Genomic DNA, 14,180 nt, shown 5'->3' on the forward strand with positions numbered 1-14,180 from the left:
GAACAGCTCCCAGTCCACGAACGGCTTCGCGTACTTCAAGGTGATCGTCTGGTTGTCATCGCTGACCTCCGGGTACGCGGTCTGGTCGATGCCAGCGGTACCGGCAGCAGGCGTGAAGTACTGGGTCCCCTTCAGGACCTTGCCCGTGTTCTGGTCCAGCGTCGCCGAGTCGTAGTAGCCGGACTGCATCGCCCAACCGAGGACCATGTCATCAGCAGTGATGGGCTGGCCGTCGGACCACTTGTCCGCCTTGTTCAGCGTGTACTTCACCGTCAGCGGGTCATCCGAGGTCTTCTCGAACTTGCCGAACGTGTTGTCGTGGACGATCTTGAAGTTGTCATCGATGTACTGGAAACCCGAACCATACGAGCCATCCAGGTAACCGACCTGACCGTTGGTGTCCAGGTTTCCCTGCGGCGTCTGCGAGTTCAGCGACGTCAGGTCGTTGACGACTGCGACGGTAACAGTGCCGCCCTTGGCAGCCGACGGAGTCGACGAGCTACCGGACGTGGTGCAGGCAGAGAGTGCGAGAGCTGCGACGCCGGCGACGGCGACCGCGCTGACCGCGTACCTGACCTTTCTTCCCTTGATGTGCAATGTTCCTCCTGTGCGAAGTGTGCGACGGCATAGGCGTGCGAGCGTGCCCGTGCCGCGCTGGATAAGAATGACCCTAGGTATCGCACGCAGCGAATGCAAAACGGGGCAGGAAAACGTTACACAGTGGTAACTCAGTTGGCGGAATGTTGCAGCGCGCACACGAATGCGGCTGTTTTGCGCCGCCCTGCGCAACGAAACGAGCGGTTCGCCGGTTTTGAGACACCTCCAGCGCCTCCCTGCGGTCGGCGCACCCACCTGGCAGGATGCCTGTATGAGTCGTGAGAACCGCTGGGCCGCCGAGGTTCCGGTCGCGCGCGCCGATCGGCCGCGGCTCTGGTGGGAGATCGCGATCGTCCTGGGGCTCTCGCTGGGGGCATCCGCGATCTACTCGATCGTCGAGATCATCGCACGTGTCACCGACAAGACGCCGCTGGCCGACCAGTCGGCGGCGGTCAACCCCTCGCAGAGCACGCGCGAGTGGCTGGACTTCACGTACCAGTTCCTCGGCAACCTGTTCCCGCTCTTCGCCGTCGCCCTGGTGATCTTCCTGCTCTGGCGGCGACCGGCGCCGGGTGTCGAGACCAGCGGCTTCCGCCGGATCGGCTTCGACCTGACGCAGCCGGGCCGCGATCTGGGCGGCGGGGTGCTCCTCTTCCTGACGATCGGCATCCCCGGCATCCTGCTCTACGCGCTCGGCCGCGTCGCCGGCATCACCGTGCAGGTTCAGGCCTCACCGCTCGACACCCACTGGTGGACGGTGCCCATCCTGATCTTCGCCGCCCTGCGCGCCGGCCTCCAGGAGGAGGTGATCATCGTCGGCTACCTCTTCACCCGGCTGCGCCAGCTGGGCTGGAACCGCTGGACGATCATCCTGGCCGCCGCGGTGCTGCGGGGCAGCTACCACCTGTACCAGGGGTTCGGGCCGTTCGTCGGCAACGCGATCATGGGCGTCGTGTTCGGCTGGTGCTACACGCGCTGGGGCCGGGTGATGCCCCTGGTGGTCGCCCACGTCATCATCGACATCGTGTCGTTCGTCGGCTACCCGCTCGCCGTCGCCTGGTGGCCCCAGATCTTCGGCTGAGCCCGCCCCAACGCAATCGAGTCCGAACCTGTTGCGCCGACACGCCGAGTGTCGGGTGCAACAAGTTCGGACTCGATTGCGTGTGCCGCGGGATGCGGGCGGGGCGGGACGGGACGGGACGGGAGAGGCTAGGCGAAGGCCTCGGGCGGCGGGCAGGCGCAGAACAGGTTGCGGTCGCCCCACGCCTGGTCGATGCGGCGCACCGGGGGCCAGTACTTGTTGCGCACCAGTCCCGGCACCGGGTAGACGGCCTGCTCGCGCGTGTACGCGTGCTCCCATTCGCCCGAGATGACCGACTCCGCCGTGTGCGGCGCGTTGCGCAGCGGGTTGTCGTCGGAGGGCCAGTCCCCCGCCGCCACGGCGTCGGCCTCGGCCTTGATCGCCACCATCGCGGTCACGAACCGGTCGAGCTCGCCGAGGTCTTCGCTCTCCGTCGGCTCCACCATCAGCGTGCCCGCGACCGGGAAGCTCATGGTGGGCGCGTGGAAGCCGAAGTCGATCAGGCGCTTGGCCACGTCGTCGACGGTCACGCCGGTCGACTCGGTCAGCGGGCGGACGTCGAGGATGCACTCGTGCGCGACCAGTCCGTTGTCGCCCGCGTACAGCACCGGGAAGTGCTCGCGGAGTTTCACGGCGACGTAGTTGGCCGCGAGCACGGCGGCTCCGGTCGCGTCGCGCAGCCCCTCGGCGCCCATCATGCGCACGTAGGCCCAGCTGATCGGCAGGATGCTCGGGCTGCCGTACGGCGCGGCCGAGACCGGTCCCCCGGCGTGCTCGACGACGCCGCCGCCGGCGAGGTAGTGCTCGGCGCTCTGGGCGAGCGGGTGGCCGGGCAGGAACGGCGCGAGGTGCGCCTTCGCCGCGACCGGACCGACGCCGGGGCCGCCGCCGCCGTGCGGGATGCAGAAGGTCTTGTGCAGGTTGAGGTGGCTGACGTCGCCGCCGAAGTCGCCGAAGCGGGCGTAGCCGAGCAGCGCGTTGAGGTTCGCGCCGTCCACGTAGACCTGGCCGCCGGCGTCGTGCACGGCCTGGGTGATCGCGACCACCTCGTGCTCGTAGACGCCGTGCGTCGACGGATAGGTGATCATCAGTGCGGCCAGGGTGTCGGCGTGCTCGGCGATCTTGAGACGCAGATCGTCGAGGTCGACGTTTCCGAGCTCGTCGCAGGCGACGACGACGACGCTCATGCCGGCGAGGACAGCCGACGCCGCGTTGGTGCCGTGCGCGCTCTGCGGGATGAGGCAGACCGTGCGCTGCAGGTCGCCGCGCGAGCGGTGGTAGCCGCGGATGGCCAGCAGCCCGGCGAGCTCGCCCTGGCTTCCGGCGTTCGGCTGCAGCGAGACGGAGTCGTAGCCGGTCACATCGGCCAGCCAGGTCTCCAGCTGGTCGATGAGGGCGAGCGAGCCCTCGACGTCTTCGCGCGGTGCGAACGGGTGCAGCGCCGCGAACTCGGGCCAGGTCACGGCCTCCATCTCGGTCGCCGCGTTGAGCTTCATCGTGCACGACCCGAGCGGGATCATGCCGCGGTCGAGCGCGTAGTCCTTGTCGGCGAGGTACTTGAGGTACCGCATCATGGCCGTCTCGGAGTGATGCGTGTTGAAGACCGGATGCGTGAGGTAGTCGCTGGTGCGCGCGAGCGACGCGTCGAACGAGCGGAGGCTCAGCGGCGCGTAGGCCGACCAACCGGAGTCCGCCGACTCGAACACGGCGGGATCGGCGTCGACCGCGGCCGGCTCGCCGGCATCCGGCGCGAAGATCTCGAGCAGCTCGGCGAGCAGCGGCGAACCGGAGCCGAGGTCGGCGGCGGTCTCCTCGTCGAACGAGACCGACACGGTGGTGTCGCCGGCCGCGTGCAGCAGGATGCCGCGCTCATGCGCTGCGGCGACGGTGGCCGCCGCGTCGGCGACCCGCACCTGGATGGTGTCGAAGAACGACTCGGACACGACGTCGACCCCGTGCTGGCGGAGCACGCGGGCCGCGATCGCGGCGGAGGCGTGCACCGTCTGACCGATCACCTTGAGTCCGCGCGGGCCGTGGTACACGGCGTACATCGCAGCCATCACGGCGAGCAGCACCTGGGCGGTGCAGATGTTCGACGTCGCCTTCTCACGGCGGATGTGCTGCTCGCGGGTCTGCAGGGTCAGGCGGTAGGCGGGCTTGCCGATGGCATCCTGCGAGACGCCGACCAGGCGGCCGGGGAGCTGACGTTCCAGTCCTGCGCGCACCGCCATGTAGCCGGCGTGCGGTCCCCCGAAGCCCATCGGGACGCCGAAGCGCTGGCTGGTCCCGACCGCGACGTCGGCCCCGAGCTCGCCCGGCGAGGTCAGGAGGGTGAGGGCCAGGAGGTCGGCCGCGGCGACGACGATCGCTCCCCCGGCCGTCGCCGTGGCGATGACCTCGGCGGGGTTCCAGACCCGGCCGGATGCACCGGGATACTGCACGAAGAGGCCGAAGGCGTCGGACAGTTCCGCGGCATCCGGTGCCGTCGTGGCGAGGTCGAGCACGACGAGTTCGATGCCGACGGCGTCGGCGCGGTTGCGCAGCAGCGCGAGCGTCTGGGGGAAGGTGTCGGCGTCGACGATGAACCGCGCGCTCTTCGACTTGGAGGCGCGGCGGGCGAGCAGCATGCCCTCGACGACGGCCGTGCCCTCATCGAGCATCGAGGCGTTGGCCGTGACGAGACCGGTGAGGTCGGAGACCATGGTCTGGAAATTGATCAGCGCTTCCAGGCGGCCCTGCGAGATCTCGGGCTGGTACGGCGTGTACGCCGTGTACCAGCTCGGATTCTCGAGCACGTTGCGCTTGATGACCGCCGGGGTGATCGTGCCGTAGTACCCGAGACCGATCATCGAGCGGTTCACGGTGTTGCGCGAGGCGAGGGCTCGAAGCTCGCGCAGGGCGGAGCGCTCGCTCGCGGCCGGTGGCAGCACCGATCCGGCGTCGTCGGCGACGCGGATCGACTCGGGGACGGCGGCGGTGACGAGGTCGGTCACGCTCTCGTAGCCGAGGGCGGACAGCATGGTGCGCTGCGCGTCGCCGTCGGTGCCGATGTGACGCGTCTGGAAGAGGTCGGTCATCGAAAGTGTCAGCCTTACTCGCCGGTGATGGCGGCGTACTCGTCGTAGCTCAGAAGCGTGGGGAGCTGGGTGAAGGCGACCTTCACGAGCCAGCCCTCGCCGAACGGGTCGGTGTTGACGAGCTCGGGCGCGTCGACCACGGCGTCGTTGATCTCGGTGACGGTGCCGTCGACCGGGGCGAACAGCTCGCCGACCGACTTGGTCGACTCGATCTCGCCGACGACCTTGCCCTCGGCGAGCGTGCTGCCCACCTCCGGAAGCTCGACGAACACGACATCGCCCAGCTTCTCCGCCGCGTAGGCGGTGATGCCGACGGTCACGGTGTCGCCATCGACGAGCACCCACTCGTGCTCGGCGGTGTACTGCAGATCCTGGGGTGCGACCATGGCTAGTTCTTCTTTCTGCTGTAGAAGGGAAGGGCGGTGACGGTGAAACCGAGGCGCGTGCCGCGGACGTCGACGTGCAGTTCGGTTCCCGGCCGGGCGAAGCGCGGCGCTACGTAGGCCATCGCGATGGGGACGCCGATGGTGGGCGAGAGGGCGCCGGAGGTGACGACGCCGACCTTTTCGTCGGCGCCGTCGGTCGCGTCGGTCGCGTAGACCGGGTAGCCGGCGCGGGCCGCGCGCTTGCCGTGACCCATCAGCCCCACGAGCACGGGTGCCTCGGCATCCGGGCCATCCTCGCTCGCCGCGCGGCCGACGAAGTCGGTGTCCTTCGCGAGGTTGACGACGCGCCCGAGGCCGGCCTGGGCCGGGTAGGTGTCGAGGCCGAGCTCGTGGCCGTACAGCGGCATCCCGGCTTCGAGACGGAGCGTGTCGCGGCTGGCGAGCCCGGCGGGCACCAGGCCCTGCTCGGCGCCGGCCTCCAGCAGGGCATCCCACAGCTGCCTCGCGTTGTCGGGGGCGAGGTAGAGCTCGAAGCCGTCTTCGCCGGTGTAGCCCGTGCGCGCGATGAGGATCGGGTGCGACTCGTAGAGCGCGGGAAGCGACCAGTAGTACTTGAGCGACGCGAGGCGGTCGCCGAAGTCGTCGCCGTCGTTCGCGCCGCCCTCGACCGCGAAGCCGGGGGTCGCCAGCAGGATGGAGAGGCTCGCCGGGCCCTGCACGGCGATGAGCGCGATGTCGTCGCTCTCGTCGTAGACCTCGGCGTCGAACGGGGCGGTGCGGTCGCGCAGCTCTTCCACCACCTGGTGGCGGTTGGCGGCGTTCGCGACGATCATGTACCGGTCGTCGCCGGTGCGATAGACGACGAGGTCGTCGATGATGCCGCCGGAGCGCGAGAGAAGGAGGCTGTACTTCGCCTGGTCGATGCCGATGGCCGACAGGCGCCCGGCGAGCGCGTAGTCGAGGGCTGCGCCCGCCTCCGGCCCGAGCACGAGGATCTCCGCCATGTGCGAGAGGTCGAAGAGCCCGGCCGCCGTGCGCACCGCGTGGTGCTCGGCCAGATCGCTCGAATAGCGCACCGGCATCTGCCAGCCGGCGAAGTCGGTGAAGGAGGCGCCGGCATCCTGATGGGCGTCGTGCAGCGGTGAGAAGCGTTCCGCGTCGTTCGAGGTCATGAGTTCTCCGGTTCCGCCGGCCGTCGCCGGGAGTTGGGCGCTCGCCTTTCGGCGGCGTGAGAACTCCCCCTCTGTCATCCGGCCTGAGAGTTTCACCGCGCACAGGCGCGGCTTTCACCGTGGGCGAGAACAGCGTTGGTGCGCTGCTCTGCTTTTCAGAGTGGCCAGTCCGATGCGGTACGCGTACCTGAGAGATTGTCGGGGAGGATTGCTCCTTCGGTGCCGGTGACGCACGCTCTGCGCTCCGGCTCTCCCGCATCGGCCTCGATGGCCCAGTATTCAGTTGCACTCGCCGTCCGCGCGCAGGCGCGAACGAAGCCAGCATATCCGACCGCGGCCCCGCATCCGGACCATCGTGGGGTGGGATGACGGCGCGATGCCGGCCGGATGCGCAGCGCTTCTTCACCGGATGTCGCCGCGGGTTTGGAGTTCTGGTCGAGATGACACTAAGATCGGATCACACTTAGGGTCATTCTGACTCTTACCCGGATGGAGCGGCGATGTCGTCCAGCGAGAACCCAGAGGCACGGGCGCACGAGCCGGTGAGCGCGCTGCTCGCCGTCTCGACGGTCATCTTCGCGCTGCGCACGGACGAACAGACGGGCGACGTGCCGCAGGTGTGGCTGCCGCTCGTCCGACGCATCCGGAGTCCGTTCGAGGGGCGCTGGGCCCTGCCGGGCGGCCCGCTGCACGTGGATGAGGACCTCCCGTTCGCGGCGGCCCGCACCCTGCACGACACGACCGGTCTGCGCCCGCGCTACCTCGAGCAGCTCTACGCGTTCGGCGACGTGCGCCGCTCGACCGCGGCGGACCGCGTGGTGTCGATCGTGTACTGGGCACTGGTGCGCAGCGACGAGGCGGAGCGGGCGAGCGTCGGCGAGAACGTGCGCTGGTTCCCCGCGGACGACCTGCCCGAGCTGGCCTTCGACCACAACCTCATCGTCGACTACGCACTCTGGCGGCTCCGCACCAAGATGGAGTACAGCCGCATCGCGCACGCCTTCCTCGGCGAGACCTTCACGCTGGCCCAGCTGCGCGAGGTGCACGAAGCCGTACTCGGCCGTGCGCTCGATCCGGCGAACTTCCGGCGCACCATCGAGGGCTCGGGAACCGTGGTCGCCACCGACCAGTACCTCACCGGCACGCGCCACCGGCCGCCGCGTCTCTACCGCTACAACGGCTCGATCGACCTCGCCGACCAGGGGCCCCTCCCCCGTCAGCGCCACCCGTTCGACGCACCACCAACCGCAACAGGCAGCACCGCAACAGGCAGCACCGCATCGGAAGAAGACGAAGGACACGCGAAATGAGCATCACCGCCTCGGTCGACACCACCATCCAGCTCATCGCGCGCGGCGAGCTCGAGGGCGACACCTGCACCCCCGACCTGGTCGAAGCGCCCTGGGAGTTCGACTCGCTGCTTCCGTCGTACGGTCCCGGCGCCTCCATGGCCGACCCGATCCCCGCCGCCGCGCCGCGCCAGGGCGAGCTGCCGGAGGAGTACCGCACGGCGAGCCCGGAGGAACTGCACGACCGCATCATGGCGGCGAAGGCGACGCTCGGCGACCGCGTCGTGACACTCGGCCACTTCTACCAGCGCGACGAGGTCGTGCAGTACGCGGATTTCGTCGGCGATTCGTTCCAGCTCGCGAACGCCGCGAAGGCGAAGCCGGAGGCCGAGGCGATCGTCTTCTGCGGCGTGCACTTCATGGCCGAGACGGCCGACATCATCTCGCGCCCGGAGCAGGCGGTCATCCTCCCCAACCTCGCAGCAGGCTGCTCGATGGCCGACATGGCCGACATCAACTCGGTCACCGAGTGCTGGGAGCAGCTCGAGGCGCTGTACGGAACGGAGCCGGATGCCCAGGGACGCGTCCCGGTCATCCCCGTGACCTACATGAACTCGTCGGCGGCGCTCAAAGGCTTCTGCGGCGAGCACGGCGGCATCGTCTGCACCTCGTCGAACGCCGAGACCGTGCTGAAGTGGGCGTTCGAGCGCGGCCAGCGCGTGCTCTTCTTCCCTGATCAGCACCTCGGGCGCAACACCGCCAAGGCGATGGGCGTCCCGGTCGAGCAGATGCCGCTCTGGAACCCGCGCAAGGCGTTCGGCGGCAACGACGTCGAGACGCTGTCCGACGCGCGCGTCATCCTGTGGCACGGCTTCTGCTCGGTGCACAAGCGCTTCACCGTCGGCCAGATCGAGCAGGCGCGTGCCGAGCATCCGGGTGTGCGGGTCATCGTGCACCCCGAGTGCCCGATGCCGGTCGTCGACGCCGCGGACGAGTACGGCTCGACCGACTACATCGTCAAGGCGATCCAGGCCGCACCGGCCGGCTCCACCTTCGCGATCGGCACCGAGATCAACCTGGTGCAGCGGCTGGCCGCCGAGTACCCGCAGCACACGATCTTCTGCCTCGACGCTGTGGTGTGCCCGTGCTCGACGATGTACCGCATCCACCCGGGGTACCTGGCCTGGGTGCTCGAAGGACTGGTGCACGGCGAGGTCCTCAACCGCATCACGGTGCCGGCCGAGGTGGCCGTGCCCGCCCGCGTCGCGCTGGAGCGGATGCTCGCGGCACGCCCCGACACGACGATGGCGGCCTGACATGGCCGACATCGTGGTGGTCGGCAGCGGCGTCGCCGGGCTCGTCGCCGCCCTGGAGGCGACCCGTCGCCACCGGGTGACGGTCGTCACGAAGGCCGAGCTGTCGGAGAGCAACACGGCGTACGCCCAGGGCGGGATCGCTGCTGCCGTGTTCCCCGACGACACGGTCGAGGCGCACATCGCCGACACCCTCCGCGCCGGCGCCGGACTGGCCGTGCCGGAAGCCGTCGAGGTGCTCTGCGCGGAGGGTCCCGCGCGCATCCGCGATCTGATCGCATTCGGCGTGGCCTTCGACCGCGCGGGAGACGAGCTCGCCCGCGGGCTCGAGGCCGCGCACTCGTCGGCCCGCGTGCTGCACGCCGGCGGCGACGCGACGGGGGCGGAGATCGAGCGGGCGCTCGTGCGCTCCGTGCTGGCCTCGGCAGCCCGGGTGGTCGAGCACGCGTTCCTCACGGAGATCGTCGTCGGCGACGGTACGGTGCGGGGCGTGGTCGTCTCGCGCGACGACGGCACGCTCGAGACACTCGAGGCCGACGCCGTGATCCTGGCGAGCGGCGGCGCAGGCCGGCTCTACGCGCACACGACGAATCCGGCGGTCACCACCGGCGACGGGGTCGCCGCCGCCTGGCGCGCCGGAGCCGCCCTGGCCGACCTCGAGTTCTACCAGTTCCATCCGACCGCCCTGGCCACCGGAGGCTCGTTCCTCATCTCGGAGGCCGTGCGCGGTGAGGGCGCGGTGCTGCTCAACCGGGCGGGCGAGCGGTTCATGCTCGACGTGCATCCGGACGCCGAACTCGCCCCGCGCGACGTGGTCGCCCGCGGGATCGCCGTCGAGATGGCCGCACAGGACGGCGAGCCGGTGCTGCTCGACGCGACGGCCCTCGGCGCCGACTTCCTGGCGCGGCGCTTCCCGACGATCGACGCGGCCTGCCGGGCGGCCGGGCTCGACTGGTCGCGGCAGCCGATCCCGGTGACGCCGGCGGCCCACTACTGGATGGGCGGCGTCGCCTCCGACACCGCAGGGCGCACCACCCTCCCGGGCCTGTACGCGGTCGGCGAGGTGGCCTGCACCGGCGCGCACGGCGCGAACCGGCTCGCCTCGAACTCGCTGCTGGAGAGCATCGTCTTCGCACATCGCGCCGCAGCCGACCTCGCCGACGGCGTGCCTGCGCCGGCCGAGTGGGGCGGCCCGACCTGGCTCCGCGACGCGGGCGACGCGACCATCGCGCCCCTCGCCACCGCCCCGGATGCGACCACCGTCGACCGTGCCGCCCTCCAGACCCTGCTCTGGGAGGCCGCCGGTCTCCATCGCACCCGCGAGACGCTCGAACGCGCCCGCCTGCGACTCGCCCAGTGGACGGCGCCGGACGCTCCGGCCGGCCGCGCAGAACGAGAAGACGCCAACCTGCTCGACCTCGCGCGCCTGGTGGTCGACGCCGCCCTCTCGCGGGAGGAGTCGCGCGGCGCGCACTTCCGTTCCGATTTCCCCTTCCCCGCCGCCGGACCCGCACACCATTCGGTGAGCGGTACGGTGGCGGCCGACGCCGAGGTGACCGTTCCATGCTGACCACTCAGATCATCGAGACGGTCGTGCGCGCCGCTCTGACCGAGGACGCGCCCTGGGGCGACATCACCTCCGAACTCCTCATTCCCGAATCGGCATATGCCACGGCCCGCCTGGCCGCGCGCGAGCCCGGCACCTTCTCCGGCGGCGCCGTCTTCGCCGCGGCGATGACCCTGACGGACCCCGCCATCACCGTGGAACTCGCGGTCGCGGACGGCGACGACTTCGAGGCGGGCGACACCCTCGCGACCGTCAGCGGCCCGGCCAGGTCGGTGCTCCAGGCCGAACGCGTCGCGCTCAACCTCGTGCAGCGGATGAGCGGGATAGCGACCCTCACGGCGCAGTACGTGCGGGAGGCGGCCCACACCTCCGCGCGGATCGTCGACACCCGCAAGACCACGCCGGGCCTCCGCGCGTTCGAGCGGCACGCCGTGCGCTCCGGCGGCGGCCACAATCACCGGTTCTCCCTCTCCGACGCGGTGATGGCGAAAGACAACCACCTCGCGGTGCTCACCGCGTCATCCGGTCTGTCGGTGACGGATGCGCTGCTCGCCGTGCGTGCGCAGCTCTCGCACACGACGCACCTGGAGGTCGAGGTCGACCGCATCGACCAGATCGCCCCGGTGCTCGCCGCGGGCGTGGACACGATCATGCTCGACAACTTCTCGATCGAAGAGCTGCGCGAAGGCGTCGCGATCATCGGCGGCCGCGCGGTCGTCGAGGCGAGCGGAAACGTCAACCTCTCCACCGTGCGGCACATCGCCGAGACGGGCGTCGACGTGATCTCGGTGGGCGCGCTCACGCACAGCGTCCGGTCGCTCGACCTCGGGCTCGACGTGATCGTGGCCGGGGAGCCGGCGACGCCGTGATCTACCTCGACGCGGCGGCCACCTCTGCGGTCCGCCGCGAGGTGCTCGAAGCGATGTGGCCGTATCTCACCGGCGACTTCGGCAACCCGTCGAGCCACCACACCGTCGGCGAGTCGGCGGCCCGGGCGTTGGCGGATGCCCGGGCGACCGTCGCGCAGTGGCTCGGCTGCCGGGCGTCGGAGGTCACCTTCACCTCGGGTGGGACGGAGGCGGACAACCTCGCGATCAAGGGGATCGCCCTGGCATCGCCACGCGGGCGGCACATCGTGACGACGCCGATCGAGCACGAGGCCGTTCTCGAATCGGTCGACTACCTGGTGCGGCACCACGGCTTCACCGTGACCACGGTGACGGTCGGCCCCGACGGGCTCGTCGATCCCGCCGTCTTCGCCGCCGCGCTGCGCCCCGACACCACGCTCGCGAGCGTGATGCTCGCCAACAACGAGGTGGGCACCGTTCAGCCGATCTCCGAACTGGCCGCGCTGGCGCACCGGCACGGCATCCCGTTCCACACCGACGCCGTGCAGGCGGCCAGCTGGCTCGACCTCGACGTGAAGACGCTCGGCGTCGACGCCCTCAGCGTCTCCGGGCACAAGATCGGGGCACCGAAAGGCATCGGGGCGCTCTATGCGAGCGGCCGGCTTCCCCTCGAACCCGTGCTGCACGGCGGCGGCCAGGAACGGGGGCGCCGTTCGGGCACCGAGAACGTGGCAGGAGCGGTCGCGCTCGCCACAGCCGCCCGCCTCGCGCTCGCGACGCGCGCCGAGAACGCGGCTCGGGCGACAGCGGCGCGCGAGGCCTTCGTCGCCGCCGTGCTCGCCCAGGTGCCGGATGCGCGACTCACCGGGCACCCGTCGTCGCGGCTTCCCGGTGTGGCATCATTCGTGTTCCCCGGCACCAACGGCGAGACGGTGCTGCTCGAACTGGAGCGGCGTGGGATCGTCTCGTCGAGCGGGTCGGCATGCGCCGCGGGAAGCGACGATGCCTCGCACGTGCTTCTCGCGCTCGGCGTCGACGAGGATCTGGCGCGCACCGCGGTGCGGTTCTCCTGGGGACCGGAAGTGGACGAAACGACGCTTGCCGCCGTCGCCCCTGCTGTCGCCGATGCGGTGCGTACCGTGGCGGGCCTCGGCCGCTGACCCGCAATGCGAATGCATGGGTTACGCGGAGAGTGAACGGACCGATCGTTTACCTCGACGAAACCCCGGATGTCAGCACCCGTCGATACTGTGGAACGCGTGACTGAGAACACCTCACCCGCGCCAGAAGCGCTCGCCGACCCCGCCTCCGCCGACCTCCGCGTCGACGGCTCCGCCGCCGACGCCGCCGTGCGCGACGGGGGCACGACGCGGCAGGCCTCCCCCGCTCACACTGCCCCCGACTTCACTGCTCCCGATCACACCAAGCGCAACAACCGGGTGATCTGGCTGTTGCTGTCGGCGACCTTCGTCGTGATCCTCAACGAGACGATCATGTCGGTCGCCATCCCGACCCTGATCGACGACCTGAAGATCGACGCACTGGCCGCGCAGTGGCTGTCGACCGCCTTCATGCTCACCATGGCGGTCGTCATCCCGATCACGGGCTTCCTCCTGCAGCGCTTCAGCACGCGGTCGATCTTCATCGCCGCGATGTCGCTGTTCTCCATCGGCACGCTCACGGCGGCGCTCGCGCCCGGGTTCGCCGTGCTGGTGGGCGCCCGGGTCATCCAGGCGTCGGGCACGGCGATCATGCTCCCGCTCCTGATGACCACCCTGATGACCCTGGTGCCCGCGAACAAGCGCGGCCGCACGATGGGAAACGTCTCGATCGTGATCTCGGTCGCGCCGGCGATCGGCCCCACCATCTCGGGCTTCATCCTCAACTACCTCGACTGGCGCTGGATCTTCCTCATCGTGCTGCCGATCGCCGTGGTGATGCTGCTGATCGGCATCAAGTTCGTCGAGAACGTGACCGAGCCGGAGAAGGTCAAGCTCGACGTGTTCTCCGTCATCCTGTCGGCGTTCGGTTTCGGCGGCCTGCTCTACGGGCTCAGCCAGACGGGCGTGACCGACGGCGGGGCCGGAACATCGGTGGTGCTCTGGGTGTCGCTCGGAGTCGGTGTGCTGTCGCTGGCGGGGTTCATCGTTCGTCAGCTGCTGCTGCAGCGCCAGAACCGCGCGCTGCTCGACCTGCGCACGTTCCGTTCCCGCATCTTCACGGTGGCCATCGTGCTCATGGCGATCAGCACCGCATCGCTGTTCGGCGTGATCATCATTCTTCCGCTGTACCTGCAGCACGTTCTGCACCTCGACACGCTGGCGACCGGGCTCCTGCTGCTCCCGGGCGGAATCGTGATGGGCGTCATGGCGCCGTTCGTCGGGCGACTGTACGACCGGTTCGGCCCCCGTGTGCTGGTGGTGCCGGGCGCGATCATCGTCAGCGTGGTGCTCTGGGCCCTCACCATGGTCACCGATCACACGTCGCCCTACCTCATCCTCGCCGCCCACGTCGGCTTCAGCGTCGGGCTCGCCCTGATGTTCACTCCGCTGTTCACGGCGGGGCTCGGAGCGGTCACGCCGCACCTGTACTCCCACGCCAGCGCGATCGTGGGGACGGTGCAGCAGGTCGCCGGCGCCGCGGGAACCGCCCTGCTGATCGCGATCTTCTCGGCGCACACGGCTACCCTGGTGGCCGCCGGCGAGTCGGTGGACCAGGCGACGGCGGGAGGCGTGAGCATGGCCTTCCTCGCGGCGGCGATCATCTCGCTGTTCGCGGTGGTGGGGTCGTTCTTCATCAGCAAGCCGGCCGACGTGATCGCACCGGAAGGGGCGTTCGCGCACTGAGCCC

At 70.0% G+C, this 14,180-nt stretch carries 10 protein-coding genes, 1 pseudogene and 2 riboswitches; of the genes and pseudogenes, 7 read left to right on the forward strand and 4 right to left on the reverse strand.

All coding sequences use genetic code 11. The features are described from left to right. Positions 1–597, reverse strand: a pseudogene (locus tag AC1DB1_RS11370) (ABC transporter family substrate-binding protein); the annotation flags it as partial. 271 nt (positions 598–868) lie between these two features. On the opposite strand from AC1DB1_RS11370, the gene AC1DB1_RS11375 reads away from it, so the two are divergent. Continuing rightward, entirely contained in the window at positions 869–1,678 is an 810-nt protein-coding gene (locus AC1DB1_RS11375) for a CPBP family intramembrane glutamic endopeptidase (protein WP_271175146.1), read from the forward strand. A gap of 128 nt (positions 1,679–1,806) precedes the next feature. On the opposite strand, the gene gcvP is transcribed toward AC1DB1_RS11375, so the two are convergent. From gcvP to gcvT, 3 genes are read right to left on the reverse strand one after another with little or no spacing between them, the layout of a single operon-like run. Further along, entirely contained in the window at positions 1,807–4,755 is a 2,949-nt protein-coding gene (gene gcvP, locus AC1DB1_RS11380; protein WP_477200852.1) for an aminomethyl-transferring glycine dehydrogenase, read from the reverse strand. Positions 4,756–4,769: 14 nt separating this feature from the next. Next, positions 4,770–5,141, reverse strand: coding sequence for a glycine cleavage system protein GcvH (gcvH, locus tag AC1DB1_RS11385; protein WP_271175148.1), 372 nt, complete (start codon positions 5,139–5,141; stop codon positions 4,770–4,772). A 2-nt stretch (positions 5,142–5,143) separates the two neighbouring features. Beyond that, on the reverse strand, positions 5,144–6,313 hold the full coding sequence (gene gcvT / locus AC1DB1_RS11390) for a glycine cleavage system aminomethyltransferase GcvT (protein ID WP_477200853.1): 1,170 nt from the start codon (positions 6,311–6,313) through the stop codon (positions 5,144–5,146). 64 nt (positions 6,314–6,377) lie between these two features. Further along, positions 6,378–6,477: riboswitch (glycine riboswitch) on the reverse strand. Between the two features lies 1 nt (position 6,478). Further along, positions 6,479–6,579, reverse strand: a riboswitch (glycine riboswitch). Positions 6,580–6,813: 234 nt separating this feature from the next. Between gcvT and AC1DB1_RS11395 the strand changes: the two genes are divergently transcribed. From AC1DB1_RS11395 to AC1DB1_RS11420, 6 genes are all read left to right on the forward strand, one after another. Next, entirely contained in the window at positions 6,814–7,623 is an 810-nt protein-coding gene (locus AC1DB1_RS11395) for an NUDIX hydrolase (protein ID WP_477200854.1), read from the forward strand. Then, positions 7,620–8,918 carry a quinolinate synthase NadA gene (gene nadA, locus AC1DB1_RS11400; RefSeq protein ID WP_477200855.1) on the forward strand — a complete coding sequence of 433 codons (1,299 nt, stop codon included), beginning with the start codon at positions 7,620–7,622 and terminating at the stop codon, positions 8,916–8,918. The genes AC1DB1_RS11395 and nadA overlap by 4 nt, the downstream gene beginning before the upstream one ends. 1 nt (position 8,919) lies before the next feature. After that, the gene (gene nadB, locus AC1DB1_RS11405; RefSeq protein ID WP_477200856.1) at positions 8,920–10,485 is read left to right on the forward strand and encodes an L-aspartate oxidase; all 1,566 of its coding nucleotides are present in this window, start codon (positions 8,920–8,922) and stop codon (positions 10,483–10,485) included. Next, positions 10,479–11,351 carry a carboxylating nicotinate-nucleotide diphosphorylase gene (gene nadC / locus AC1DB1_RS11410; protein ID WP_477200857.1) on the forward strand — a complete coding sequence of 291 codons (873 nt, stop codon included), beginning with the start codon at positions 10,479–10,481 and terminating at the stop codon, positions 11,349–11,351. The genes nadB and nadC overlap by 7 nt, the downstream gene beginning before the upstream one ends. Then, positions 11,348–12,490, forward strand: coding sequence for a cysteine desulfurase family protein (locus AC1DB1_RS11415; RefSeq protein WP_477200858.1), 1,143 nt, complete (start codon positions 11,348–11,350; stop codon positions 12,488–12,490). Before nadC ends, AC1DB1_RS11415 begins: the two co-directional genes overlap by 4 nt. A 99-nt stretch (positions 12,491–12,589) precedes the next feature. Then, positions 12,590–14,176 (forward strand): MDR family MFS transporter, encoded by a 1,587-nt coding sequence (locus AC1DB1_RS11420; RefSeq protein WP_477200859.1) that lies wholly within the window; start codon positions 12,590–12,592, stop codon positions 14,174–14,176. The last annotated feature ends 4 nt before the right edge of the window (positions 14,177–14,180 follow it).

It is taken from the genome of Leifsonia sp. 10N434 (assembly GCF_056394405.1).